This window comes from Pseudarthrobacter sp. efr-133-R2A-89 (assembly GCF_030209315.1).
Lineage (GTDB): Bacteria > Actinomycetota > Actinomycetes > Actinomycetales > Micrococcaceae > Arthrobacter.
Genome location: NZ_JARVSE010000004.1, coordinates 222,111 through 244,495, shown reverse-complemented (window position 1 = coordinate 244,495; position 22,385 = coordinate 222,111). Strand labels below are relative to the sequence as shown.

Annotated in this window: 19 protein-coding genes, 1 tRNA gene and 1 riboswitch; of the genes, 9 read left to right on the top strand and 11 right to left on the bottom strand. The window is 67.5% G+C overall.

Going from position 1 to position 22,385, the window contains the following annotated elements:
- The first annotated feature begins 76 nt into the window (after positions 1 to 76).
- From QRM95_RS08810 to QRM95_RS08785, 6 genes are all read left to right on the top strand, one after another.
- The gene (locus QRM95_RS08810) at positions 77 to 817 is read left to right on the top strand and encodes a response regulator transcription factor (protein ID WP_285247410.1); all 741 of its coding nucleotides are present in this window, start codon (positions 77 to 79) and stop codon (positions 815 to 817) included.
- A 13-nt stretch (positions 818 to 830) separates the two neighbouring features.
- Complete coding sequence (locus tag QRM95_RS08805) at positions 831 to 2,306, top strand: sensor histidine kinase (RefSeq protein ID WP_285247409.1); 1,476 nt, start codon at positions 831 to 833, stop codon at positions 2,304 to 2,306.
- An 82-nt stretch (positions 2,307 to 2,388) separates the two neighbouring features.
- Complete coding sequence (locus QRM95_RS08800; protein ID WP_285247408.1) at positions 2,389 to 3,816, top strand: bifunctional glycosyltransferase family 2/GtrA family protein; 1,428 nt, start codon at positions 2,389 to 2,391, stop codon at positions 3,814 to 3,816.
- Positions 3,813 to 5,918: an ArnT family glycosyltransferase gene (locus tag QRM95_RS08795; RefSeq protein ID WP_285247407.1), complete on the top strand. Its 2,106-nt coding sequence runs from the start codon at positions 3,813 to 3,815 to the stop codon at positions 5,916 to 5,918. The genes QRM95_RS08800 and QRM95_RS08795 overlap by 4 nt, the downstream gene beginning before the upstream one ends.
- 6 nt (positions 5,919 to 5,924) lie before the next feature.
- Positions 5,925 to 7,958: a glycosyltransferase family 39 protein gene (locus tag QRM95_RS08790; RefSeq protein WP_285247406.1), complete on the top strand. Its 2,034-nt coding sequence runs from the start codon at positions 5,925 to 5,927 to the stop codon at positions 7,956 to 7,958.
- A 146-nt stretch (positions 7,959 to 8,104) separates the two neighbouring features.
- Positions 8,105 to 8,265: riboswitch (cyclic di-AMP (ydaO/yuaA leader) on the top strand.
- Between the two features lie 5 nt (positions 8,266 to 8,270).
- On the top strand, positions 8,271 to 8,978 hold the full coding sequence (locus QRM95_RS08785; protein WP_285247405.1) for an aggregation-promoting factor C-terminal-like domain-containing protein: 708 nt from the start codon (positions 8,271 to 8,273) through the stop codon (positions 8,976 to 8,978).
- A gap of 66 nt (positions 8,979 to 9,044) precedes the next feature.
- Here the strand turns inward: QRM95_RS08785 and QRM95_RS08780 are convergent, their stop codons facing one another.
- Genes QRM95_RS08780 through QRM95_RS08770 form a run of 3 tightly spaced genes read right to left on the bottom strand, consistent with a single transcriptional unit; the run spans position 9,045 to position 10,942 of the window.
- Positions 9,045 to 9,446: a glyoxalase superfamily protein gene (locus tag QRM95_RS08780; protein ID WP_285247404.1), complete on the bottom strand. Its 402-nt coding sequence runs from the start codon at positions 9,444 to 9,446 to the stop codon at positions 9,045 to 9,047.
- Positions 9,447 to 9,490: 44 nt separating this feature from the next.
- On the bottom strand, positions 9,491 to 10,126 hold the full coding sequence (gene upp, locus QRM95_RS08775) for a uracil phosphoribosyltransferase (RefSeq protein ID WP_109044758.1): 636 nt from the start codon (positions 10,124 to 10,126) through the stop codon (positions 9,491 to 9,493).
- Between the two features lie 12 nt (positions 10,127 to 10,138).
- A complete protein-coding gene (locus QRM95_RS08770; protein ID WP_285247403.1) occupies positions 10,139 to 10,942 on the bottom strand; it encodes a phosphatase PAP2 family protein in 804 nt (267 codons plus the stop codon).
- Positions 10,943 to 10,997: 55 nt separating this feature from the next.
- Here QRM95_RS08770 and QRM95_RS08765 point away from each other — a divergent pair, with 55 nt between their 5' ends.
- The gene (locus QRM95_RS08765) at positions 10,998 to 11,504 is read left to right on the top strand and encodes a nucleoside deaminase (RefSeq protein WP_285247402.1); all 507 of its coding nucleotides are present in this window, start codon (positions 10,998 to 11,000) and stop codon (positions 11,502 to 11,504) included.
- 62 nt (positions 11,505 to 11,566) lie between these two features.
- On the opposite strand, the gene QRM95_RS08760 is transcribed toward QRM95_RS08765, so the two are convergent.
- From QRM95_RS08760 to QRM95_RS08745, 4 genes are all read right to left on the bottom strand, one after another.
- Positions 11,567 to 12,649 (bottom strand): glycosyltransferase family 4 protein, encoded by a 1,083-nt coding sequence (locus QRM95_RS08760; protein ID WP_285247401.1) that lies wholly within the window; start codon positions 12,647 to 12,649, stop codon positions 11,567 to 11,569.
- A gap of 2 nt (positions 12,650 to 12,651) precedes the next feature.
- Entirely contained in the window at positions 12,652 to 13,047 is a 396-nt protein-coding gene (locus tag QRM95_RS08755) for a 6-pyruvoyl trahydropterin synthase family protein (protein ID WP_285247400.1), read from the bottom strand.
- Between the two features lie 8 nt (positions 13,048 to 13,055).
- Positions 13,056 to 14,090 (bottom strand): zinc-dependent alcohol dehydrogenase, encoded by a 1,035-nt coding sequence (locus tag QRM95_RS08750; protein ID WP_285247399.1) that lies wholly within the window; start codon positions 14,088 to 14,090, stop codon positions 13,056 to 13,058.
- A gap of 152 nt (positions 14,091 to 14,242) precedes the next feature.
- Entirely contained in the window at positions 14,243 to 15,844 is a 1,602-nt protein-coding gene (locus QRM95_RS08745; RefSeq protein WP_285247398.1) for an HNH endonuclease signature motif containing protein, read from the bottom strand.
- A 284-nt stretch (positions 15,845 to 16,128) separates the two neighbouring features.
- On the opposite strand from QRM95_RS08745, the gene QRM95_RS08740 reads away from it, so the two are divergent.
- A tRNA-Ser gene (locus QRM95_RS08740) sits at positions 16,129 to 16,218 on the top strand.
- Between the two features lie 121 nt (positions 16,219 to 16,339).
- Here the strand turns inward: QRM95_RS08740 and QRM95_RS08735 are convergent.
- Entirely contained in the window at positions 16,340 to 17,359 is a 1,020-nt protein-coding gene (locus tag QRM95_RS08735; RefSeq protein WP_502934953.1) for a zinc-binding dehydrogenase, read from the bottom strand.
- Positions 17,360 to 17,797: 438 nt separating this feature from the next.
- On the opposite strand from QRM95_RS08735, the gene QRM95_RS08730 reads away from it, so the two are divergent.
- Positions 17,798 to 17,965: a hypothetical protein gene (locus tag QRM95_RS08730; RefSeq protein WP_285247396.1), complete on the top strand. Its 168-nt coding sequence runs from the start codon at positions 17,798 to 17,800 to the stop codon at positions 17,963 to 17,965.
- Between the two features lie 30 nt (positions 17,966 to 17,995).
- Here QRM95_RS08730 and QRM95_RS08725 read toward each other — a convergent pair whose 3' ends face one another.
- From QRM95_RS08725 to manD, 3 genes are all read right to left on the bottom strand, one after another.
- A complete protein-coding gene (locus tag QRM95_RS08725; protein WP_285247395.1) occupies positions 17,996 to 18,604 on the bottom strand; it encodes an SRPBCC family protein in 609 nt (202 codons plus the stop codon).
- 202 nt (positions 18,605 to 18,806) lie between these two features.
- Entirely contained in the window at positions 18,807 to 21,086 is a 2,280-nt protein-coding gene (locus QRM95_RS08720) for a gluconokinase, GntK/IdnK-type (protein ID WP_285247394.1), read from the bottom strand.
- Between the two features lie 31 nt (positions 21,087 to 21,117).
- Positions 21,118 to 22,347 carry a D-mannonate dehydratase ManD gene (gene manD / locus QRM95_RS08715; RefSeq protein WP_285247393.1) on the bottom strand — a complete coding sequence of 410 codons (1,230 nt, stop codon included), beginning with the start codon at positions 22,345 to 22,347 and terminating at the stop codon, positions 21,118 to 21,120.
- Positions 22,348 to 22,385: the final 38 nt, after the last annotated feature.

The following is a 22,385-nucleotide window of genomic DNA, read 5'->3' as shown; positions in this document are numbered from 1 at the left end:
TGGCTAGGCTGGAGCTCACAGCTGGAACACAGCAACGGCAAAGCACCGGCACACCGGTAGATCGGAGAGTTGTCCCATGGCATCCCCGCACTCCATGACCAACAACCTGCCCCAGCTCACCCACCCCGACGGTTCTCCGATCCGGGCCCTGGTGGTGGATGACGAACCCAGCCTGTCGGAGCTGATGAGCATGGGCTTGCGCATGGCGGGCTGGTCCGTGGCCGTGGCCGGGGACGGACCCACGGCGGTCAAGCTTGCCAAGGACTTCCATCCGGACGTCCTGGTGCTCGATGTCATGCTGCCGGGGTTCGACGGCGTGGAACTGCTGGGCAGGATCCGCGCCTTCGCGCCCGAGGTGCCCGCACTGTTCCTGACCGCAAAAGACGACGTCCAGGACCGGATCGTGGGGCTGGCCGCCGGCGGCGACGACTACGTGACCAAGCCCTTCAGCATGGAGGAAGTCCTGCTGCGCCTGCACCGCCTGGTCCAGCGCTCCGGCGTGGCCGCCATGGATACGGCCGAACTGGTGGTGGGCGACCTGGTCCTCAACGTGGACACCCGGGAGGTCACCCGGGCCGGGGAGGAAATCCAGCTGACGGCCACACAGTTTGAACTCCTCCGCTACCTCATGGAAAACCCCAAGCGCGTGGTGAGCAAGGCCCAGATCCTGGACCACGTGTGGGACTACGACTTTGGCGGCCAGGCGAACATCGTGGAGCTGTACATTTCCTACCTGCGCAAGAAGCTCGAAGCCACCCATCCGCCCATGATCCATACCGTGCGCGGAGCCGGCTACGTCATCAAACCCGCAGACTAGCCAAAGGAAACGCGTGTCTCTTTCCGGCGTTCCCCGCCCCACCGGCCGATCGTGGTTCAACCCGGCCACCTGGCATCTTCGGACCCGCCTGATCCTGCTCTCCATGGCCCTCCTGGTGGCCATCTCGAGCGCGATCGGCGTGGTCAGCTACGCCTCCATGGACGTCGTCCTTTCCAAGCAGTTGGACGAGCAGCTGACCATGGCTTCACGCGGCCGGCCGCCCGAAGGCAATCCCTCGGGCCGTCCCGATCCGCTCGACGCGCGGGGTCAAAGCGTGGGAACCCTCAACGCCAGGGTGGTGGGGGGCCAGATCACGCGGGAAGCAGGTTTCCTGTCCGCGGATTTCACCCGCACGGCGCTGACTTCCCGGGACACGGCCACCCTGCAGGCCCTCCCCCGTGACGGCAGCCAGGTGGACCGGGCGCTGTCCAACGGCGACTACCGGCTCATGGCAACACAGACCCCCTACGGCGACGTGGTGATCACCGGGCTGCCGCTGGCAACCAAGGAAAGCACCGAGGCCTCGCTGGTGTTGACGATGGTGCTGGTGTCACTGGGCGGCCTTGTCCTGATCGGGCTGGCCGGCACGGCCTTGATCCGCCGGACCATGCGGCCGCTGGAGCAGCTGTCCGACGTCGCCACCAAGGTTTCCAAGCTGCCGCTCGACGCCGGCGAGGTAGCCCTGGCGGTGCGTGTCCCGCCGTCGGCAGCGCATCCCACCACGGAAGTGGGCAGCGTGGGACACGCGCTGAACCTCATGCTGGACAACGTCTCCAGCGCGCTCGAAGCCCGGCAACGGAGTGAGATGAAGGTGCGCCAGTTCGTGGCGGACGCCTCCCATGAGCTTCGGACCCCGCTGACCGCCATCCGCGGCTACACCGAGCTGATGCGCATGACCGAAACGTTCACCGAGGACGGCCAAAAGTCGCTGGGCAGGGTGCAGAGCCAGTCGGAGCGCATGACCGCCCTGGTGGAAGACTTGCTGTTACTGGCCCGGCTGGATGAGGGCAAAGCGACCGAAACCACCGATGTGGACCTCACCCAGCTGGTGATCGAAACCGTCAGCGACGAAAAGGTCATGGCACCGGACCACACCTGGCAGCTGACGTTGCCCGACGAACCGGTAACCGTCCGCGGCGACACCACCCAGCTCCACCAAGTCCTGGCAAACCTGCTCTCCAACGCCAGGAAGCACACGCCGGCCGGCACCACCGTCACCACCGGGGTCATGCGCTCCGCCGACGGCAGCGTGGTGGTCACGGTCACCGACGACGGACCCGGCATTCCCGCCGAATTCCAGGGCAACATCTTCTCCCGGTTCACCCGGGCCGATGCCGCCCGCTCAGGCTCCGAAGGATCGTCCGGGCTGGGGCTTTCGATCGTCGAATCCATCGTCGCGGCCCATGGCGGCACCGTGGAACTGGTCTCCCGGCCGGGCAGGACCGAGTTCGCGGTCCGCTTGCCGGCAGCGGCAACCGCCACATCCTGACTCCGCGCGCCGGCCGCACTTACACAGGCACGTCACAGGTTGCGCCTAAAGCCCTCAAATACGGCGGCGCCACTCTTGATTCATGACGCTCACCGACTCCACTTCAGGAACCCTGCCGGACGCCGCGGTGGCGCCGGTGGGCATTCCATCACGGGGGCGCGCCGGACGGCGCGCCCCCGTGGACACCCGCACCACCGCGCCGGTCCTCGACGTAACCATCCCGGTCTTCAACGAGGAACGCGACCTGGAGGAATGCCTCCGCAGGCTTCACGCCCACTTGCTCGATTCCTTTCCGCACGCGTTCCGGATCACCGTGGCGGACAACGCCAGCACGGACGGCACCTTGAAAATCGCCGAACGCCTGGCCCGGGAGTTCCCCGAACTCGCAGTGGTCCACCTCGACGAAAAGGGCCGCGGAAATGCACTGCGCAAGGTGTGGCTGGCCTCGCCGTCGCCGGTCCTGGCCTACATGGACGTGGACCTCTCCACCGACCTTGCGGCCCTGGCACCACTGTTGGCGCCGCTGATCTCCGGCCATTCGGACCTTGCAATCGGCACGAGACTGACACGCAACTCCCGCGTAGTCCGCGGACCCGAGCGGGAATTCATCTCGCGCGGCTACAACCTGATGCTGCACTCCTTCATGGGTGCCCGGTTCAGTGACGCACAGTGCGGGTTCAAGGCGATCCGCGCAGACGTCGCCCAACAGATCCTTCCGTACACCGTGGACAACTCCTGGTTCTTTGACACCGAGCTCCTGGTCCTGGCGGAGCGGTGCGGCCTGCGCGTCCATGAAGTTCCCGTGGACTGGATCGACGATCCTGATTCAAGCGTTGACGTGCTCCGGACGGCGCTGGCGGACGTCCGGGGCATGGCACGGCTCACCCGCGACCTGCTCTACGGCCGCATCCCGGTTCCGGAGCTGCGGGCAGCCCTGGCGCGGGGGCCGCTGCCCGCCTCGTCCCGGGCGGCCGAGCAAACGCGCGGCGGCAGCCTGTTTGGCCAGTTGGTGCGCTTCGCCGCCATCGGTGCCGCGTCGACCCTGGCCTACCTGGCGATCTTCGTATTCTGCCGCGGCTTCATGGATCCCCAACTTGCCAACTTCCTGGCCCTGCTGATCACGGCGGTGGCCAACACGGGAGCCAACCGGCGCTTCACGTTCGGCATCCAGGGTGGCAACCCGGTCCGGCACCACTTTGAGGGGCTGATCGTGTTCGGCATCGGCCTGCTGCTCACCTCGGGTGCGCTGGCACTGGTGCACAGGACGACGACGCCGGACCGGTGGGCGGAAATCCTCACCGTCGTGGCGGCGAACCTCGCCGCCACCGCCGTGCGGTTCCTGCTGTTCCGGCTCTGGGTCTTCCGGGAGCGGACGCCGCGGACAGCACCCACCGCGCACCCCGGTCCCGGGCCGGGCCCGGGACAGGGAACAGCTTCCACCGGAACCCCCGCGGCATCGTCCGCCGACGACACGACAGCCACCGCCTCCACAGAAACGGCAGCATCATGACCTCCACCATTTCACCGGCAGGCGCCGGATCGACCACCGAATCAACCGCCGGTCCACAGCACCGGTCAGGTTCCGCAGTTTCCTCTGCAGGCCCCGCACAGCCTGGTCCGCGCTGGGCCCGCTACGCCTTCGGCGGCCAGCCTCGCTGGGTGCGGCCCTCGGCCGCCGGCCTCCTGGTGGCCACGGCAATCCTGTACCTCTGGAACCTGGCCGCCACCGGCTACGGAAACTCCTTCTATGCCGCCGCCATCCAGGCGGGCACCAAGGACTGGACGGCGTTCCTCTTCGGATCGCTCGACGCCGGAAACGCCATCACCGTGGACAAGCCGCCCGCGGCGCTCTGGATCCCGGCCCTCGCGGGCCGCATCTTCGGCTTCTCGTCACTGAGCATGCTGGTGCCCGAGGCGCTCATGGGAGTGGCCGCCGTCGGCTTCCTGTACCTCGCCGTGAAGCGGGTTTCCGGGCCGACGGCAGGCCTCCTGGCGGGTGGCGCCCTGGCACTGACGCCCGTAGCGGCGCTGATGTTCAAATTCAACAACCCGGACGCCATGCTCACCCTCTGCCTGGTGCTGGCGGCGTACTTAACCACCCGGGCCATCGAACGGGCCGGATGGAAATGGCTGGTGGCGGCGGGGGCCGCGATTGGCCTGGCGTTCCTCAGCAAGATGCTGCAAGGCTTCCTGGTGGTCCCCGCGCTTGGACTTGCGTACCTGTGGGCAGCCCCGACCCCGGTGGGACGCCGGCTGGTGCACCTGCTCGGCGCGCTGGGCGGGATCATCGTGGTGGCCGGCAGCTACGTCGCCCTTTTCCAGCTGACGCCGGCCTCGGAACGGCCGTACATGGCCGGGTCCACCACCAACAGCTTCCTGGAACTGACCTTCGGCTACAACGGCCTGGCCCGCATCACCGGTTCGGGTGAAGGAATGCCCGGAGGCGGAGCCGGGGGCCCGGGCGGCGGTGCGGCGGGCGGCTTCGGCGGCGGCAATGCCGGCTTCGGCGGCGCGGCCGGCCTGCTGCGGATGTTCGGGACCAGCTTCGGCGGCGAGGTGTCCTGGCTGCTGCCCGCCGCGCTGGTGCTGCTGGTGGCAGGCTTGTGGTTCACCCGCCGCGAAGCGCGCACGTCCCGGAGCCGCGCGGCCCTGATCCTGTGGGGCGGCTGGCTTCTGGTCACGGCGGGCGTCTTCAGCTTCATGAGCGGCATCGTCCACCCCTACTACTCCGTGGCACTGGCCCCGGCCATCGCCGCGCTGGTGGGCATCGGCTCGGTCGAACTCTGGCGCGGCCGCGCGTACTGGCCGGCACGGACAACTCTTGCCGTCGTGGTCCTGGGCACCTCCGTCTGGTCCTCGGTGCTGCTGGGCCGCGACACTGCATGGCTGCCGTGGTTGCGCATCGCCACCATCATCCTCGGTGTCCTCGCGGCGGCCGCCATCCTCGTCCGCCTTGACGCCAAGGGCGCTGCGGGACGGTTCCGGCGCTCCGGGACGGCCGCCGTCGTCGTTCTCTCTTTGCTTGCCGGGGGCCTTGGAACGGCTGCCTGGACCCTGGCCACCGCCGCGTCCGCCCACTCGGGATCCATCCCGACGTCGGGGCCCGCGGGTTCCTCGGCGGGCGGTTTCGGGAACAGGGCTGCCGGGTTCCGGGACGACGCCGCGCTCCGTGGCGACCGGACCGACGGAACGGATGCCGCAACCGGTACCGGCGGTTTTGATCCCGCGAACGGAGCCGGCGGCGTCCCCGGAGCCGGCGGGGCCGGCGGTCCCGGCGAAGGCACCGCCGATGCAGCCGTAACCGCGCTGCTCACGGGCACCACCACGAAGTGGTCGGCGATTGTCTCCGGGGCCAGCCAGGCCGCCAGCCTGGAACTGGCCACAAACACCAGCGTCATTGCCCTGGGCGGCTGGAACGGCGGTGACCCCTATCCCACGCTCGCCGAGTTCCAGGCCATGGTGGCAAAGGGTGAGATCGGCTACTTCATCGAAGGCGGCATGGGCGGCGGCATGGGCGGCCGGGGCGGCAACTCCGAGGTGGCCGCCTGGGTGCAAGCAAACTTCCAGGCCCAAACCGTGGGTAACTCCACGGTGTACCAACTCACCAAGTAGGATCCCATGGCCAGCTCTTACCCCACCCCCGTGCAGGCTCCCTCCGCTCCCGCTGTCCCCGGCCCTGGTGCTGCGGCCCGCGTGCGGCGGGATCCCCCGGCCCTCCGGCACCGGCTGGAACTTGCAGCCGTGCTGGCAGCTACCGCCGTGCTGTACCTGTGGAACCTTGGGGCATCCGGCTGGGCCAACGCTTTCTACTCCGCCGCTGCCCAGGCCGGATCGCAGGACTGGGCGGCCTGGTTCTTCGGCTCCTCGGACGCCGCCAATTCCATCACGGTGGACAAGCCACCGGCGTCCCTGTGGATCATGGGCTTGTCGGTCCGGATTTTCGGCCTGAGCTCCTGGAGCATCCTGGTTCCTGAGGCCCTGATGGGCGTCGGCGCCGCCTGGCTGCTGTACCTGGCCGTCCGGCGGCCCGCGGCGCCGGCCACCGGTGACCCGCGGCTCGCCCACCGGGCAGGGCTGCTGGCCGCCGTTGTGCTGGCCTTGACGCCCGTGGCCACGCTGATGTTCCGGTTCAACAACCCGGACGCCCTGCTGGTGCTGCTCATGACCGCTGCCGGCTACGCGGTGCTCCGCTCCGTGCAGGAGGACCGGCTGCGCTGGCTCCTGCTGGCCGGGGTTTTCCTGGGCTTCGGATTCCTTGCCAAACAGCTGCAGGTCCTGCTGGTGGTTCCCGGGTTTGCCCTCGCCTACCTGGCTGCGGCGCCGGCCAGGCTGGGGAGGCGGCTGCTGCACCTGGTCGCCACCGGTGCCGCGATGCTTGCCGCGGCCGGCTGGTGGCTGGCGGTCGTCGAGCTCATCCCGGCTGCGGACCGTCCGTTCATTGGTGGTTCGCAGGACAATTCCATCCTGGAATTGACCCTCGGGTACAACGGCCTGGGCCGGCTGACAGGCGACGAGACAGGGAGCGTGGGCGGCGGCAACGGCTGGGGCGTTCCCGGGCTGCTGCGGATGTTCAACAGCGAATTTGGCGGCCAAATCGCGTGGCTGCTGCCCTCCGCCCTGATCCTTGCTGCCGGCCTGCTGTGGGTCGGACGCCGGGCGCCGCGGACTGACGTCGTCCGGGCGTCGGTGCTCATTTGGGGTTCCTGGGTCCTGGTGACCGGCCTGGTCTTCAGTTTCATGGCCGGCATCATCCACCCCTACTACGCGGTGGCATTGGCGCCCGGGATCGCAGCCCTGGCCGGCCTGGGCCCGGTCCTCCTCTGGCAGCACCGGCGGCAAGCCGCCGCGGCGGTCTTCCTGGCCGCAGCAGTGGCCGCGGCAGCCGTGATGGCCTTTAGCCTGCTGGGAACCACGTCCGCTTACGGTCCGTGGCTGCGCTGGGTGGTGCTGGCGGCAGGCCTGGCGGCCGCGGCAGGAACGGGGTTGAACAGGTTCATCCGCCTTCGCTCCGTGCAACGGACGACGACGGCGCTCGCCCTTGCGGCATCGCTCGCCGGACCGCTGGCCTTCTCCATCTCGACGGCGGCGACGGCGCACAGCGGGGCCATTGTCAGTGCCGGGCCGGCGACGTCATTCGGCGGCCCGGGCGGGTTCGGCGGAAACCGGACCGGCGGGTTTGGCACGGGCGGCACGTCGCGGCAGTTCAACGGGCAGGCCGGACAAGGCCAGGGTGCCGGCCAGGGCGGGGCAACCCAGGGCGGTCCGGGTGGCACCGGTGGCCGCGCCGGCGGGATGGGCGGCCTCCTGGGTGCGCCCACGCCGTCGGCCGGGCTGGTGGCCGCATTGAAAGACGGTGCCTCAAACTACACCTGGGCGGCGGCAGTAGTCGGTTCGAACAATGCCGCAGGCTACCAGCTGGCCACGGAGCTGCCGGTGATGGCCGTTGGCGGCTTCAACGGCACCGACCCCTCCCCCACGCTGGAACAGTTCCAGGCGCTGGTCGGCCAAGGCCGGATCCACTACTTCATTGCCGGCGGGACCATGATGTCCAGCAGCGGCTCGGACGCCTCCGTCCGGATTGCGCAGTGGGTGGCGGCCACCTTCCCGTCGCAAAGCATTGGCGGGACCACGGTCTACGATTTAGCGGGATAAACACGACTCCGGAGACCGGGCCGCAGCAAATCGACGCGCCAGAATTCGTGACTTCCGTTACCCAAATGTGACTAATGCGCAATCTTCCTGTACCGTCGATTGGGTGCGGTCCCCGTTCGGGCCGCATATCCCGGGTTGACGCCAAGCTCTGCCGCTTCCCGGATTCCGCTTGAGCAACGGCAGAGGCGGGGGACCCACCGTCCCGGGCAATTATTGCCCTTGGGGTTAAGCCAGCACGTGTTTTTTCCGTGCGGCCGGATGCCCTCATCCGAACCCGACAGCTAACTCCGCAGGTGTGAGAGGCGATCAATCATGTCTAAATCCATGGCAAAACCATGCCTGCAACCCAAGGCAAAACATCGGGCCAAACCCCAGCCCGCCAAAAAGACCACCGTGGGGCGGCGTGTTGCGGTCCTCGCTGCATCATGCGCAGTGCTGGTTGGCGTTGGCGCGGCAGGCCAGGCGACCAACAGCATGACCCAGGCGTCGTCCACCGGGTCAAGCGCTTCCACGTCGGCGGCGGATGCCCAGATGAGCATCGAGAAGAGCGAAATCCGGTCCAACCCGGCCGCGAACCCTGCTCCTTCCGCCATCAGCGTGGCACCGCAGGCCGCGGAGCCGGCCCCCGCACCTGCTCCAGCCGCCCCGCCGGCTGAAGCACCCGCCCCGGCACCGGCCCCCGCACCTGCGCCTGCTCCCGCCGTCGCGGTTAACGATCCCGCGGGCGCCCAGGCCTACGCCGCCAGCCAGCTGTCCTCCTTTGGCTGGGGGCCTGACCAGATGCAGTGCCTGCAGACGCTGTGGACCAAGGAATCCGATTGGACCACCACCGCCACCAACGCCAGCAGCGGTGCGTACGGCATCGTCCAGTCGCTGCCTGCGGAGAAGATGGCCACCTTCGGAGCGGACTACCTGACCAACTACCGCACGCAGATCAACTGGGGCCTGGACTACATCAAGAAGAGCTACGCCTCGCCCTGCGGAGCGTTGAGCTTCCACTTGGCCCACAACTGGTACTAGGCACCACCAGCACCAGGCACAATGCAAACCGCGGGCCGCATCACGTTGATGCGGCCCGCGGCTGCGTTAACCAGCGCCCTGGACGTCGCCCGGGCCGGAGTTCCGCCATGGGATGTACTGGACAGACCACTTATTGCCGTCCGGATCGGCGAAATACAGGAAATGGCCCCACTGCTGCACGTCTACGTCACTGACATCCACGCCGTTGCCCTTGAGCTGGCGGTGGGCAGCTGCGATGTCGCTGACCACCAGCTGCAGGTTGGAGCCGGTGCCGGGCGGAGCGTCGGTAAGCCCTTCGCCGATGCAGATGGAGCAGGCGGAGCCGGGCGGCGTCAGCTGCACGAAGCGGATCGACTCCGAGGGTCGTTCGTCGTAGTCGGCGTTGAAGCCAACCTTGTTGACGTAGAAATCCTTGGCACGGTCAACGTCGGATACAGGGACAAAGACAAGTTCAAGTTTCCAGTCCATCCGCACAGGGTAGCGGCGGGAACCGTTTTGAAAAAGGGTGGAACCTACCCGGCGATGCCGTACAGGCGGTCGCCGGCGTCGCCCAGGCCAGGGACGATGTAGGACTTCTCGTTGAGCTTCTCGTCGATGGAGGCCAGCACGATGTGCACATTGGCGTCGCCCAGTTCTTCCTCCAGCTTGGCCAGGCCCTCCGGGGCTGCCAGCAGGCAGATGCAGGTGACGTCGGAGGCGCCGCGCTTGAAGAGGAACTTGATGGCCTCACGCAGGGTCCCGCCGGTGGCCAGCATCGGGTCCAGAACGAAGACCTGGCGGCCGGTGAGGTCCTCGGGAAGGCGCTCGGCATACGTGATGATGTCAAGGGTTTCCTCGTCCCGGGCCATGCCCAGGAAGCCCACCTCAGCGGTGGGAACCAGCTTGGTCATGCCTTCCAGCATGCCCAGGCCGGCGCGCAGGATGGGTACCACCAGCGGGGTGGGTTTGGTGAACGCGGTGCCGACCGTGGTGCTGACGGGCGTCTGGATGGTCACGGGCTCGGTGCGGACCTCCCGCGTGGCCTCATAGGCCAGGAGGGTCACCAGCTCTTCCGTCAGCTGGCGGAAGACCGGCGACGGCGTGTTTTTGTCCCGCAGGACGGTGAGCTTGTGGGCGACCAAGGGGTGGTCAACAACGAGAGTACGCATCCCCTAAAACTATCATCCGGCGCTGCCTTTATCGGGTTCGGAAGAACCGCCGTCCTGCAGTTCCTCCGCCACGACGTCACGCACAATGGGACGGTCGAACGACGGCGCGGCACCCACGTGTTCCCGCCTGCGGACAATGTGGAACAGCCGGTGGGCCATGATCACCACCCCCACCCAGGTGAGCCCCAGCAGCCAGCCGGCCATGACGTCCGTGAGCCAGTGGTGGCCCAGGAAGACCCGACTCAAACCCATGGCGATGATGAACACCGCGCCCGCTGTGATGGCCAGGACCCGGACGCGCATGGCGTCGAACTGGAGGCAGATCAGATAGACCACCAGGCTGATCACCACGGTGGTGTTGAGGGTATGCCCGCTCGGGAACGACGGGGAGTCCTCGTACGGCGGAACGGCGTCAGCGTGATCCGGACGCGTGCGTCCCACAAGCTTCTTGCCGAGGGTGGTGGCGGTAATGGACACGGCTGCGGCGCCGCCGATCAGGACCAGAGGACGCCAGTTGCGGCTTAGGTAGGTCAGCCACGCGGTGAGGATGCTGGCCAGGATGGGCATTCCGATGCCACCGCCGATATTGGTGAAACCGGTGACGAACGCGTCGAGCCCGGGGCTGCGGAGGCTCTCGGAGAGGGCCAGCGCCGGCTTGTCCAGGTTGGCCAGCCCGGCGGAGTCCACCACGTTGTCATACACCTCGGCGCCCAGCAGGGCGAGGGAGACGATGACCACACCGCCCACAAGGATGGTGAGGACCAGCGCCGCGTAGGGTTTGAACCAGGTCCCCAAGCGGTCCCGAAGCGTATCCATGGTGCCTCCCGGCATCGGTAAGTAACCTGAGTATCCCCGAAACTATCATTGAGCCATGCCGTTGCCCGAAAAGAAACACGACGCCTGGATGGGCTTTGCCCTCGCGGAGGCGCACCGCGCCATCGCCACGGAGGACGTGCCCATCGGCGCCGTGGTCATTGGGCCCGACGGCGGGGTGCTGGGTTCCGGCCGGAACCAGCGGGAGGAGCTGGGTGACCCAACAGCCCACGCCGAGGTGGTGGCCATCCGGGAAGCTGCCGCACAGTTGCAGGAACGGGCCAGGCTCGACGGCGGCCGGGGCGACGGCTGGCGGCTCTCCGACTGCACGTTGGTGGTCACCCTGGAACCCTGCGCCATGTGCGCCGGCGCGATCGTCCTGGCCAGGATCCCCCGGGTGGTTTTCGGGGCGTGGGACGAGAAAGCCGGCGCCGCAGGATCCGTGTTCGACATCCTGCGCGAACGGCGGCTCAATCATTGGGTTGAGGTGTACCCGGGCGTCCGCGAGGAAGAGTGCGCCCGGTTGCTGCGCGAGTTCTTCGCGGCGCACCGCAGCAGCCTTTAGCGCGCCCCGGCGGGCATCTTTACCTCGGCGGGTTTCCGGCAGGCCGCGGCCTGCCCGTTCCGTCAGTCCTCCGCTGCCAGCAGGGCCAGCAGGGCCTGGGCCGTGCTGCTCCAGCCGGGGAGATCCTGCCGGGCCTCGGCTGCGGCTGCGCGCCAGCCCTCGCGGACCCGCGCGTCCTCGAGCCACTGCCGCAGGACCGCAGCCAGCCGGCCGGGACTCTCCTGGCCCCCGACGGTCAGGGGAACCGCTGCCCCCGGAAGTCTTGGCCCGCCGTCGGACGTTTCCAGTCCGGCGAGGGTGAGCGACTCCACCGCGCCCGTGCCTGCCCTGACCAGCGCGGGGATGCCGTGGGCCAGGCTCTCGGTGACGGCCATCCCGAAGGCTTCCGTCCGTGACACCAGCAACGTCAGGTCGGTCCGGGCCCACTGTGCCTCCAACAGTTCGCCGGTGAGCTCGCCGGTCAGCCGCACCCGCTCCTGCAGACCGTTCCCGGCAACCGCAGCCTGGACTGCCTGCGCATACACCGGATCGGCTTGGTCCGACCCCACGAGCGACGCAGTCCAGTCAAGATCCCGGACCCGGCCCAGGGCCTGGACCGTGAGCAGCTGGTCCTTGTTGGGCAGGAGCGCCGCGACGACGGCAAGGTGGGGCGGCGTGGAACCGGACGCGAGGGGTGCCGGCTCCACGCCGGGGAGGACAACCCGCGCTTGCGGGAGCCCCCGTTTGCGGAGCTCGTTTGCTGCCGTCGTGCTGGTGCAGATGACGCCGGATGCGGCGCGCAAGGCCCTGGCTTCGCGGACAAGGGCCCGGCTGCCTGCATCTTCCGGCACGGGCATATGCACCAGGACCCATGTTTGCCGGCCGGCTTTCGCAGCGAATTCCAGTTCGTCCGGAGCGCCCACGGCCACCAGCCCATCCACGATCGCCACAGGCTGCCCGGGATGTGTTTCCGGGTCCCACGCCCCGAGGAGGGCGCCCAGCCGGCGTCGTTCGCGTGCGCCGGCATCCGGCCAGGTGCCCTCCACGGCAATGACCTCAACCCCGGCACCCAACGCCTGGAGGCCGGCAACCAGCCGCGCGTTGTAGACGTTGCCGCCCGAGCTGTGGCGGATATTGCCCGGGACGAGCAGCCGGAGGGGGCGCACGGTCAGTCGGACAGGTCCAAGGCACAGGTGGCCCAGGCGTCCGGATTTTCCCGGAGGGTGACGTCGATTCCCGCCAGTTCGGGGCCGTCTGCGGTGTCCTTGATCCTGGCCGCCACCTTCCGGGCGATGTACTCGGCCAGGGCTTCAGTGGTGGTGAGCTTGCCCTCGAAATCCGGGTGCTCGTCCAGGTTTCGGTAGTTCAGGCCGCCCAGCACGTCCTCGATGATGGTCCCGGCGGCTCCAATGTCCAGCACGATCGCGTCCGGGTTCAGGGCACGACGCCGGAAGCTCACCTCAGCGACGAATGTTGCGCCGTGCAGTGCTTGTGCGGGCCCGAAGGCCTCGCGGGGAAGGCTGTGGGCGATCATGAAGTGGCGGCGGACGGTCAAGCTGAACATGGGCTACCTTACGTTTCGGAGTTGTGGGTTGCTTGGCTGGGGGCCGGGTTGCCGGAAGGGTATTCGACCACGTGGCACAGGGCTTCCAGCGTGCCGTCGGACAGGCTCTGGACCACCTCCGGAAGGTCCTCGAACCGGGACGAACCGGTCAGGAACGCATCGAATACAGGGTCCTTGAGCAGCGATACGGCAAGGTTGAGGCGGTCCGCATTGGTGCGGCGGTGGCGCCGGGACCGGGCCACCATGCCTACCTGGCTGGCCCTGATGGACAGCCTGCGCGCATGGAAATCCTCACCCAACGGTATGGTGACCGTCCTGTTGGCGTACCAGGACATCTCGATGACATCACCGTCGTCGCCGACGAGCTGGAGGCTGCGTTCCAGTCCTTCCTGGGAGGCGGAGCAGTGGATGACGATGTCGCAGTCGGCCAGGGCATCGTCGGGATGGACGAAGTCGACACGGATCGCATCGGCCAGCTGCTTCCTGCCCGGGTCCAGGTCCACCAGTTGCAGGCGCTCCAGCGGGAACGTGCGCAACAGGGTGGCCACCATGCCACCCACCAGGCCCGCGCCGACGACCGCAACCCGGTCCCCCAGGCGCGGCCCAGCCTCCCACAGGGCATTGACTGCGGTTTCGACCGTGCCGGTCAACACTGCGCGCCGGGACGGAACATCGTCCGGGATCCGCGTCAGTGACTCCAGCGGCACCACATAACGGTCCTGGTGCGGGCTCAGGCAGAACACGCGCGCGCCCTTCCAGCCCTCGGGTCCCTCCTCGACAACGCCAACGGAGAGGTAGCCGAATTTTACCGGCCCCGGGAACTCCCCTTCCTGGTGCGGAGCGCGCATCTGCCCAGCGACCCGGGGCGGAACAGCGCCGGCGTGGACTACCATTTCGGTGCCCCTGCTAATACCGGAATACAGGGCACGGACCAACACCTCGCCGGGACCGGGTGCGGGCACTTCTTCGGGCCTGAGTTCGCCGTGCTGCTTTGCGGTGGTCCAGTATGCGGTTGCATGGATCGGAGGCTGTGGATTCATCATCTTGCTGATGAATCTAGTCCGACGTGCACGCGCCGGGAAAGTCCGACGACGCGTGGCGGCGTTTCCGGTCACCGTTCCGTTTGGGAAGAGGCGGGTGAACGGCCCGGCGGATCGAGTGCGCACCGCAGCTTGGGCGTGGGGCTTCATGCGGCCTAAGCAGAGGGCGGGTGGAGAATGCGGTCCAGGCACGCTTCGGCCAGCGAGTAGTCGATTCTGCTCAGGTCCGCGACGCTGAAGGGCACTCTTTGCGGGGGCCTTGGCTCTGCTCTTTCCAGCTCCGGCGCCGTCCTGTCGTGGTCGACGAATCCCGGTGGCCACTTTGTGGGTTCCCAGTCCTGGTGTTCGCTGTGGTAGTGGCGGCCGGCCGGTGAGGTCCATCCCGGTGGATCGGTTTTACTCGCCGGGGTGGGCTTCCAACCGGTGGTATGCCGGAGCCGGTGATGTTTCGGGCACGGCTGTCCCAGGTTACTGATTCCGGTAGTCCCACCATCGGCCCAGGCGAGGATGTGATCGGCCTCGGTATCCAGTGAGCTGTTGCTGCACCCCGGGAATGGACACTTACCGTCCCGCATCCGGAGCCAGTTCCGCATGGCCTTGCCCACCCGGTAACTGGTCCGGCCAATCTCCAACGGTGCCCCGTCCCGCGGGTCCACGAACACCCGGTAAAAGGACCCCGCCCCGTTTGCGACAAGTTGACGGGCCATTGACGGCGGGATCGGCCCATACCCGTCCAGCACCGCCGGTTCATCCGTCAACCCCAACAACGAAAACACCGGCACCGTCACCAACACCTGCGCCCGGATGGGCGAACGCGGAAGGTCGGCTTCGTCACCAGTCCCCGCCCCGTCCCTGACCCCGTCGTTGGTCCTGGTCCCGGGCCCGCTGCCCGGGCCGTGTCCGGCTGCGTGACCAGCCCCGCCCGCAATACCGTCGGCGGCTACGCTGCCGCCGCCCAGGATTGCCCCGGCAAAGGTGTCGGCACGCAACTGGGTGAGGGTCCGCGTCTCCCCCGGCCCCTGCGCGCCGCGCGAGATCGCGGTGAGCCGGTTCCACCCCGCCGCCGCTTGGTCTGCGGGCAGGAACGCCCCCAGCCACGCCATCCCGTCCCGGTCCTGCCGGTACTCCACCCGCCGGTCCGCCACCGACTTGGCATGACGCTTCTCGATGCTCTCACCATGGTGGCGCTCCCGCCAGGACCGGGCATTCGCCCGGAACCGGTGCGCCGGCAACTCCCCCACCGCACACCCCCGCACCGGATCCGGTGCATCAGGGTCCAGAAAATGAGCTTCCAACGCCGCCGCCCCCGCAGCATCCAGCGACGCGGCCTCATCGGCCATCACCACCGCATGCCCCCACGAAATCAGCCCGGCCTGCAACGCGGCCAAAGTCCGCGGCAACGAGTTCACCACCGCGTACGAGGTGCCAAGGAACGACGACGCCGCCCGCGGACCTAACGCCAGCACACACCCGACCTCCGCGGCGACCGCCATCTCCTGCGCCACCACCGGCACCCCAGCCCCCGTCACAGCGCCCGCACTCTCCGCGTACCCCACCGCAGCCTTCGCCTTCAACCCAGCCACACCGGCTTCCACCTCACGGACACCGGCCAAGACATCCAGGCACCCATCCGCCAACCCAGCCAACGGATCAGCCACCGAGAACGGCTCAGTACCGCACCCATCGACCTCCGCGAGAAGCACGGCAAGGGCAGCCCGGATCTCCCTGAACGCCTTCACCACCGCCGCTTTCCCCATAAACCCATCATCACAAGGGGGTACGACATTCAAGGGGCCGAGATGAGGGCCGCGCACCACAACCGGTCACCCAAAGCAGGGCAGTTTGGGTTTCGACACGCTCAACCACCGACAACCCACCCAAGCCCCACCACCGGGGCCGGGTTTCCACAAGCCCACCACCGACAGGCCCACCCACCGGGTTTCGACAAGCCCAACCACCCACAGCCCACCCACCGGGCAAACCGACCGGATCCGGCTTCGTTTTGGGGATGACGGCCTCGCTCCGGTACCCTATTGAGGTTGGTGACGTGTCCGAGCGGCCGAAGGTGCAACACTCGAAATGTTGTTTGGTGTAAAAGCCAACGTGGGTTCAAATCCCACCGTCACCGCCACGTAGAAAGGCCCTGGTTCCATTGAAACAATGGAACCAGGGCCTTTCGCTTGCCCGGGCCGGGATGGGGTTCAATTCCTCGGGCGGACCGACTTACCCGGGCAGACAGCCCGTCAGAGGCGTCAGCGGCTCGGATCGATCATGGTCATGCCCGCGACGTTTGCGCTGTCCAGCCGGGGCAGCATCTCCGCGGCCTCTTCCAACCCGATGACGCGTTCAATGAGCTTCTGCGGCTGGAGTGCGCCGGATTCGATCAGGGCCAGCATTCCGGGGTAATCCGCCGCGGCCATCCCGTGGCTTCCGAAAACATCCAACTCCCACGCAATAACCCGGGCCATATGAACGCGGGGGTGGCCCTCAACCGGCGGCAGGAGTCCGATCTGGACGTGCCGCCCGCGTCGCCGGAGGCTCAGGATCGCGTCGGCGCAGGTCTGCTCGCTGCCGACGGCGTCGATGGAGACGTGGCTTCCTCCCGTCAGGGCCTGTACCTTCGACGGAATATCAGAACCATCGGCGACCACTACGTGATCGGCCCCGAGGGAAGCCGCCACATCAAGGGCGACCGCGTTCCGGTCCACGGCAATGACGTTGCCGCCCAGTGCCTTGGCAATCATGACGGCGCTGAGGCCAACACCGCCCACGCCAACAATGGTGACCCATTCACCGGCGGCCAGGCGTGCCCGGCTTGTCAGGGCCCGGTAGGCGGTGGCAAAACGACAGCCCAGGCTGGCCGCCGCTTCAAAGCTGACCCCCTCAGGGATCGCCACGAGATTGGTGTCCGCCGCATGGATCACCACGCGCTCAGCGAAAGACCCCCAATGCGTGAAGCCCGGCTGCTGCTGGTCCGGGCATACCTGTGCATTGCCGCCCAGGCACCACTCGCAGGTCCCGCAACCTTCCACGAAGGGCGCCGTCACCCGGTCACCCACCGCCCAGCCGGTTACTCCGGGACCGACCTCAACGACGACGCCGGCGAACTCGTGCCCGGGAACGTGCGGCAGGGCGATGTCATCGTGTCCGGCCCACGCGTGCCAGTCGCTGCGGCACAAGCCCGTGGCGACGACGGAGATCACCACGCCTCCTACCGGGGCCTCAGGCTGGTGTACGTCCTGGACGGTCAGCGGTCCGGCGATCTGGCGCATGATAAGGGAACGCACGGGCCCTCCTTCGGTTTGATTGTCCAGCCCAGTCTAGGTGGGGGCGAGGGTGAACCGGGCGCGCCTTCATCGTTGCGCCGGAGGTCCCTGTGGCCCCCTCCCAACGGCCGGTACGCGTCCCGCGACTGAAGCGAACGGCCAGCAGATGTGCGTTGTGCAACATTCATGCAGAATAGGGTTTCAATCAGGCATCTGCGCCTGGAAAACAGGCCTAAGAGCGGAGCGGGGCACGGATGAACGAGTTTTTCGCGGCGTCCTGCGAGCGCGGGGTTCTGCGGCTGCGCTGGGCCGGGACGTCCACATAACGTACGAGATTGCCGTTCGGGCGGCGCGGACCCTGGAAGGCTTCAGCGACGGGTGGGTCCTGCCACTCCTGGTTGACCTGAACGGAGTGGCAGGGTTGACGCCCGAGGCCAGGGAGGCATGAATGCTTACCGGGGATTCTCGGCGGTGGCCCTCATCGGCGACGGACCCATGGGCAAGGTCGTGGCGGCGTTTTCCCAACGGTCGCTGACTCCCACCGCGTACTTCACGAACGAGGGCGAAGCCCTTGATTGGTTGTCGGGCCAGGGCAGCAGGACCGCGAAGTAGCGCAGAGGCCAACATTCGGGGCCGTTCCCTTCAGTGGGGGGCGGACGACGGCGGCCCGTTGGCTCCCCCTTCGGCGCGCTTTTTGATGCCCAGCAGCATTGCCCGGTCCATCACGAGATAGCCGGGCCGGAGGAGGAAGTCCATCACACGCAGCCCTGCAGGCCGGCCCGCGCCGTACCGCGTCCTGAGCAGGAGCCTGGTACCGGAAGGGCCGGCGTCGTGCAGCACGAACTGCCACGTACCGGTCACTGTTCCGGGCGGGGCACCCGGGCTGGAATCCAGGACGAGGTGGCGGTCCTCCGCCAAGTCCACGACGCGCGGCCCCCGCCGGCCGCCAGGGTAGCCACCAGGTGTGAAGGCGATGATGTCTCCCACCTTCAGGTCCTGCCACTCGGGATGGATGCGGTCCGCGTTGGTGACCCCCAGGCGGAGCAAGCCGTTCTCCACCGCCGTGTAGGAATACAGGCCGGCGCGGTCTACTCCCATTTGCACGAGCCATGGCCAGACCTGGCCGGGGGGTGCGGCGACGGTAACCGCCATGGTCCAGACGTCGTCGGCGTTCGGAATCAGTTCGTCGCCCGGAAGCGGCGCAGTCTTTTCCGGCCCGGTGGCACCCCATGTCCGCAGGACGCGCGGCAAGAGACCATGCGTGGACAGACCGGTTGCGACGGCGGCCGCAAGGAAACCGCGAAGCCGGCGTCGCCGGGGGCCAGACCCGGATGGTGGACCGGAACGGACGCCGAAACCCGCCGCTGTGCCACCCATGGCGCACCTCCTCTTGGTTCCAGGGATGCCTCGAGGCTACAAACCGACACCCCGAGGCCCCCAGAGTCCAAAGCCCCTACAGCCGCGTGTCGAAGGAACCGCAGAACACGTTCTCGTTAAAGGTGCCCTGGAAGCCGGACTTGCCCTGGATCTTCTCCACAGTGGCCCGGATGGCCTCACGGGTCCCGGCGTGCGCGTGGATTGCCGTCTTGACCATAGGCACGTCGATGAGGTGGTTCGGCTGGTTCAGGGACACGAACACGGTGGGCACCTCGGTGACATACCAGGGGATTTCCGCCGCCATGGGCGAAGACCACTTGATCCGGATGGCGGCCTCCTGCGCAAAACCCTTCACATTGGCGAACACGAAGGCGGCGTCGTACTTCTCCGCATAGTCCCCCGTGGCCTCCTCGGAGATGACGGACATGAAGTTGACCCCGGTCTCCCCGGCCGCCTCGCGCTGCTCAGCCGTCCGGTACAAGGACACCTGGAAGCCGGCAGCCTCGAGTTCCTCCTTCACCACGTCCAGGTAGGCCAGCGGATCAGCCCGCGTGAAGTCGGCACCGCCGGAGATACCGTAGAGGCGGATCCGGGGATGGGTTTCGGGTGTGATGGGCAGGTTCCCCGCGGTGTCCTTGACCAGGGTCACGGTCTTGTCGGCGATCTCCGCGGCCACCGAACGGTGCGCAGCGGATCCAATGACGGCAAGGGCCTCGGCAGGCGGCACGAGCTGGTCTGCAGCCTTCAGGTGCAGGCCCAGCGACGCCTTCAGCCCAAGGATCCGCCGCAGCGCGTCGTGCAGCCGCTGCTCGGTAATGACGCCCGACTTGTAGCCATCCAGCATGTACTGGAAGTCCTCGGCCGGGTTCCGGAAGAAGAGGAACATGTCGCAGCCGGCGGCGATCGTGGCAGGCACCAGGTCCTTGCGCTTCATGGCCTGCGTGAGGCCCACCATCTGCGAGGCATCCGTGAGGACCAGCCCGTTGAAGCCGAGCTCCCCGCGCAGCAGGTCCTGCAGGAGCTCCGGGGACAACGTGGCCGGCAGGATCTCTGCGTCGGCCAGGCCGGGCCGGAAGTGCCGCGAAACTTCCGGCGCTCCAATGTGGCCCACCATGATCGACTGGACACCGTGGCCGATCATTTCCCGGTACACGTGCCCGTAGGTACGGTTCCATTCGTCGTACCCAAGGGTGTTGTAGGAGGTGACCACGTGCTGGTCCCGCTCATCGATGCCGTCCCCCGGGAAGTGCTTCATGGCGCAGGCCGTGGGTGATTCGCTGATGCCGTCGAAGTACTCCTTGGCCCGCTCCACCACAACGTCCGGGGTGTTGCCGAACGAGCGGGTCGAGATCACGGTGTTCCGCCAGTTGTAGTGGATGTCCACGATCGGCGCGAAGGCCCAGTTGCAGCCCAGGGCCGCGGTCTCCACCCCGGCCACCTGCCCCATTTGCCTGGCAATATTCTTGTCCGGGTGGGAACCGGCCTGCAGGTGCGTGGAGACGAAGGTGCCGTCATCGCAACTGCCTGCCCCGCCCATTTCCGGGTTGGACGCAACCAGCAGCGGGATCCTGGACCTGGACTGGGCGTACCGGATGTGTTCCTGCACGGCGGCTGACGGTCCGGGGCGGTAGCGCATGCCGCCCACGTGGTAGTTGTCCAGCACGCCGTCGAGGTAGCCGGGCGAGTAGTCATTGTTGTGGTTGATGAACAGTTGCCCGATCTTTTCCTCAAGCGTCATCCCCGCAAGGGTGCCCTCCACCCAGGCGATGGCTCCGGCGTCGAGGTTGAACGGCGCGGCGGCAAGGTCGACGTCGAACTGCCGCGGCTGGCTGCCCCCGGCCGGGCGGGGTGAAGGTACGACGGCGGAGATCCCCTTGAGTGCCTGGGCCACCACGTCCGGAACCGGCGCGGCGATGTCCACAACGACCCCGCGTTCATCCCCCTGCAGCGGTTCCAGGGTGGCCAGCTGTGAGTCCAGCAGCGCGGGAGGCATGAAGTGTCCGGTGCGGCCTTCCGTCCGGGCCTTCAAGACCTCTTTGCTGCCATTCAGGTGCAGGAAAATGGTGTCCGGAGCCTGTTCCCTGATGGCGTCGCGGTAGCTGCGGCGAAGGGCCGAACAGGCGAGGACCAGTCCGCCGTCGCCTGCCTTGGCAAGCTCGGCACCCACGGTTGCGAGCCAGGGCCACCGGTCCTCGTCCGTCAGGGGCGTGCCGGCAGCCATCTTGGCGACATTTTCCACAGGATGCAGGGAATCGCCGTCCAGGAACGGGATGCCCAGTTCGCGGGCCACGAGATCGCCGATGGTGGTCTTGCCGCTGCCGGAGACGCCCATGACGATGATTCGGATCTTGCTCATCGGGTGCTTTCCTTACCAGTCGCGGCCAGCCTCACCAGTCATGCACCGTGCCGTCGACCAGGCGGTTGTAGGGCAGGTACGCCTGCTGGTAGGGGTAGGCGGCGGCGGCTTCCTCGTTGAATTCGACGCCGATGCCGGGCTTGTCGCCGGGGTGCAGGTAGCCGTCAGTGAAGGTCATGGACTGCTCGAAGACTTCGTTGGTCTTGTCCGAGTGCTGCATGTATTCCTGGATGCCGTAGTTGTGGATGGCAAGGCCCACATGCAGCTGCGCGGCGAAGCCCACGGGGGAAATATCCGTGGGGCCGTGGAAGCCTGACTTGATCTGGTACTGCGCCGCGAAGTCCATGACCTTCTTAAGCGGCGAAATCCCGCCGAAGTGCGTGGACGCTGCCCGGACGTAGTCGATCAGCTGTTCCTTGATCAGCGTCTGGAAGTCGAACACGGTGTTGAAGATTTCACCGATCGCCAGCGGTGTGGTGGTGTGCTGGCGGACCAGGCGCAGGCCTTCCTGGTTCTCCGCCGGGGTGCAGTCCTCAAGCCAGAACAGGTCGTAGGGCTCCAGTGCGTTGCCCAGTTTCGCGGCCTGGATGGGCGTCATCCGGTGGTGTCCGTCATGCAGCAGCGGGATCTCGGGGCCGAACTCGTTACGGACAGCCTCGAAGACCGTGGGCAGGTGCCGCAGGTAGGCGCGGGTGTCCCAGTCCTCTTCCTGCGGGAACGCTCCCCTGCCGGCGGGCTCGTAGTCATACCGTTCCCCCGACGCCTGCGCTTGGGCAGCCACGCCGTAGACGGCTTTGATCCCCGGGATGGCGGTCTGGATCCGGATGGATTTGTAGCCGAGTTCCAGGTGTTCCCGTACGGAATCGAACAGCGACTCGATGTCCGAACCGGACGCGTGGCCATAGGCGCGCAGCCCGTTCCGGGACGCCCCGCCCAGCAGCTGGTACACGGGAAGCCCGGCAACCTTGCCCTTGATATCCCAAAGCGCCATGTCCACGGCGGCGATGGCCGCCATGGTGACCGGGCCACGGCGCCAGTAGGCGCTCCGGTACAGGAACTGCCAGGTGTCCTCGATCCGGTGCGGGTCCTTGCCGATGAGCAGCTGCGCGACGTGCTCCTTCAGGTAGGCGGCGACGGCGAGCTCGCGGCCGTTCAGGGTGGCGTCGCCGATACCCGTCACGCCGTCGTCCGTGGTGATCCGGAGGGTCACGAAGTTTCGGGTGGGGCTGGTAACGAACACTTCCGCGGCAATGATTTTCACAGCTGGTCCTTTCGGGGACGATCGGGTCGGAGGGGAGG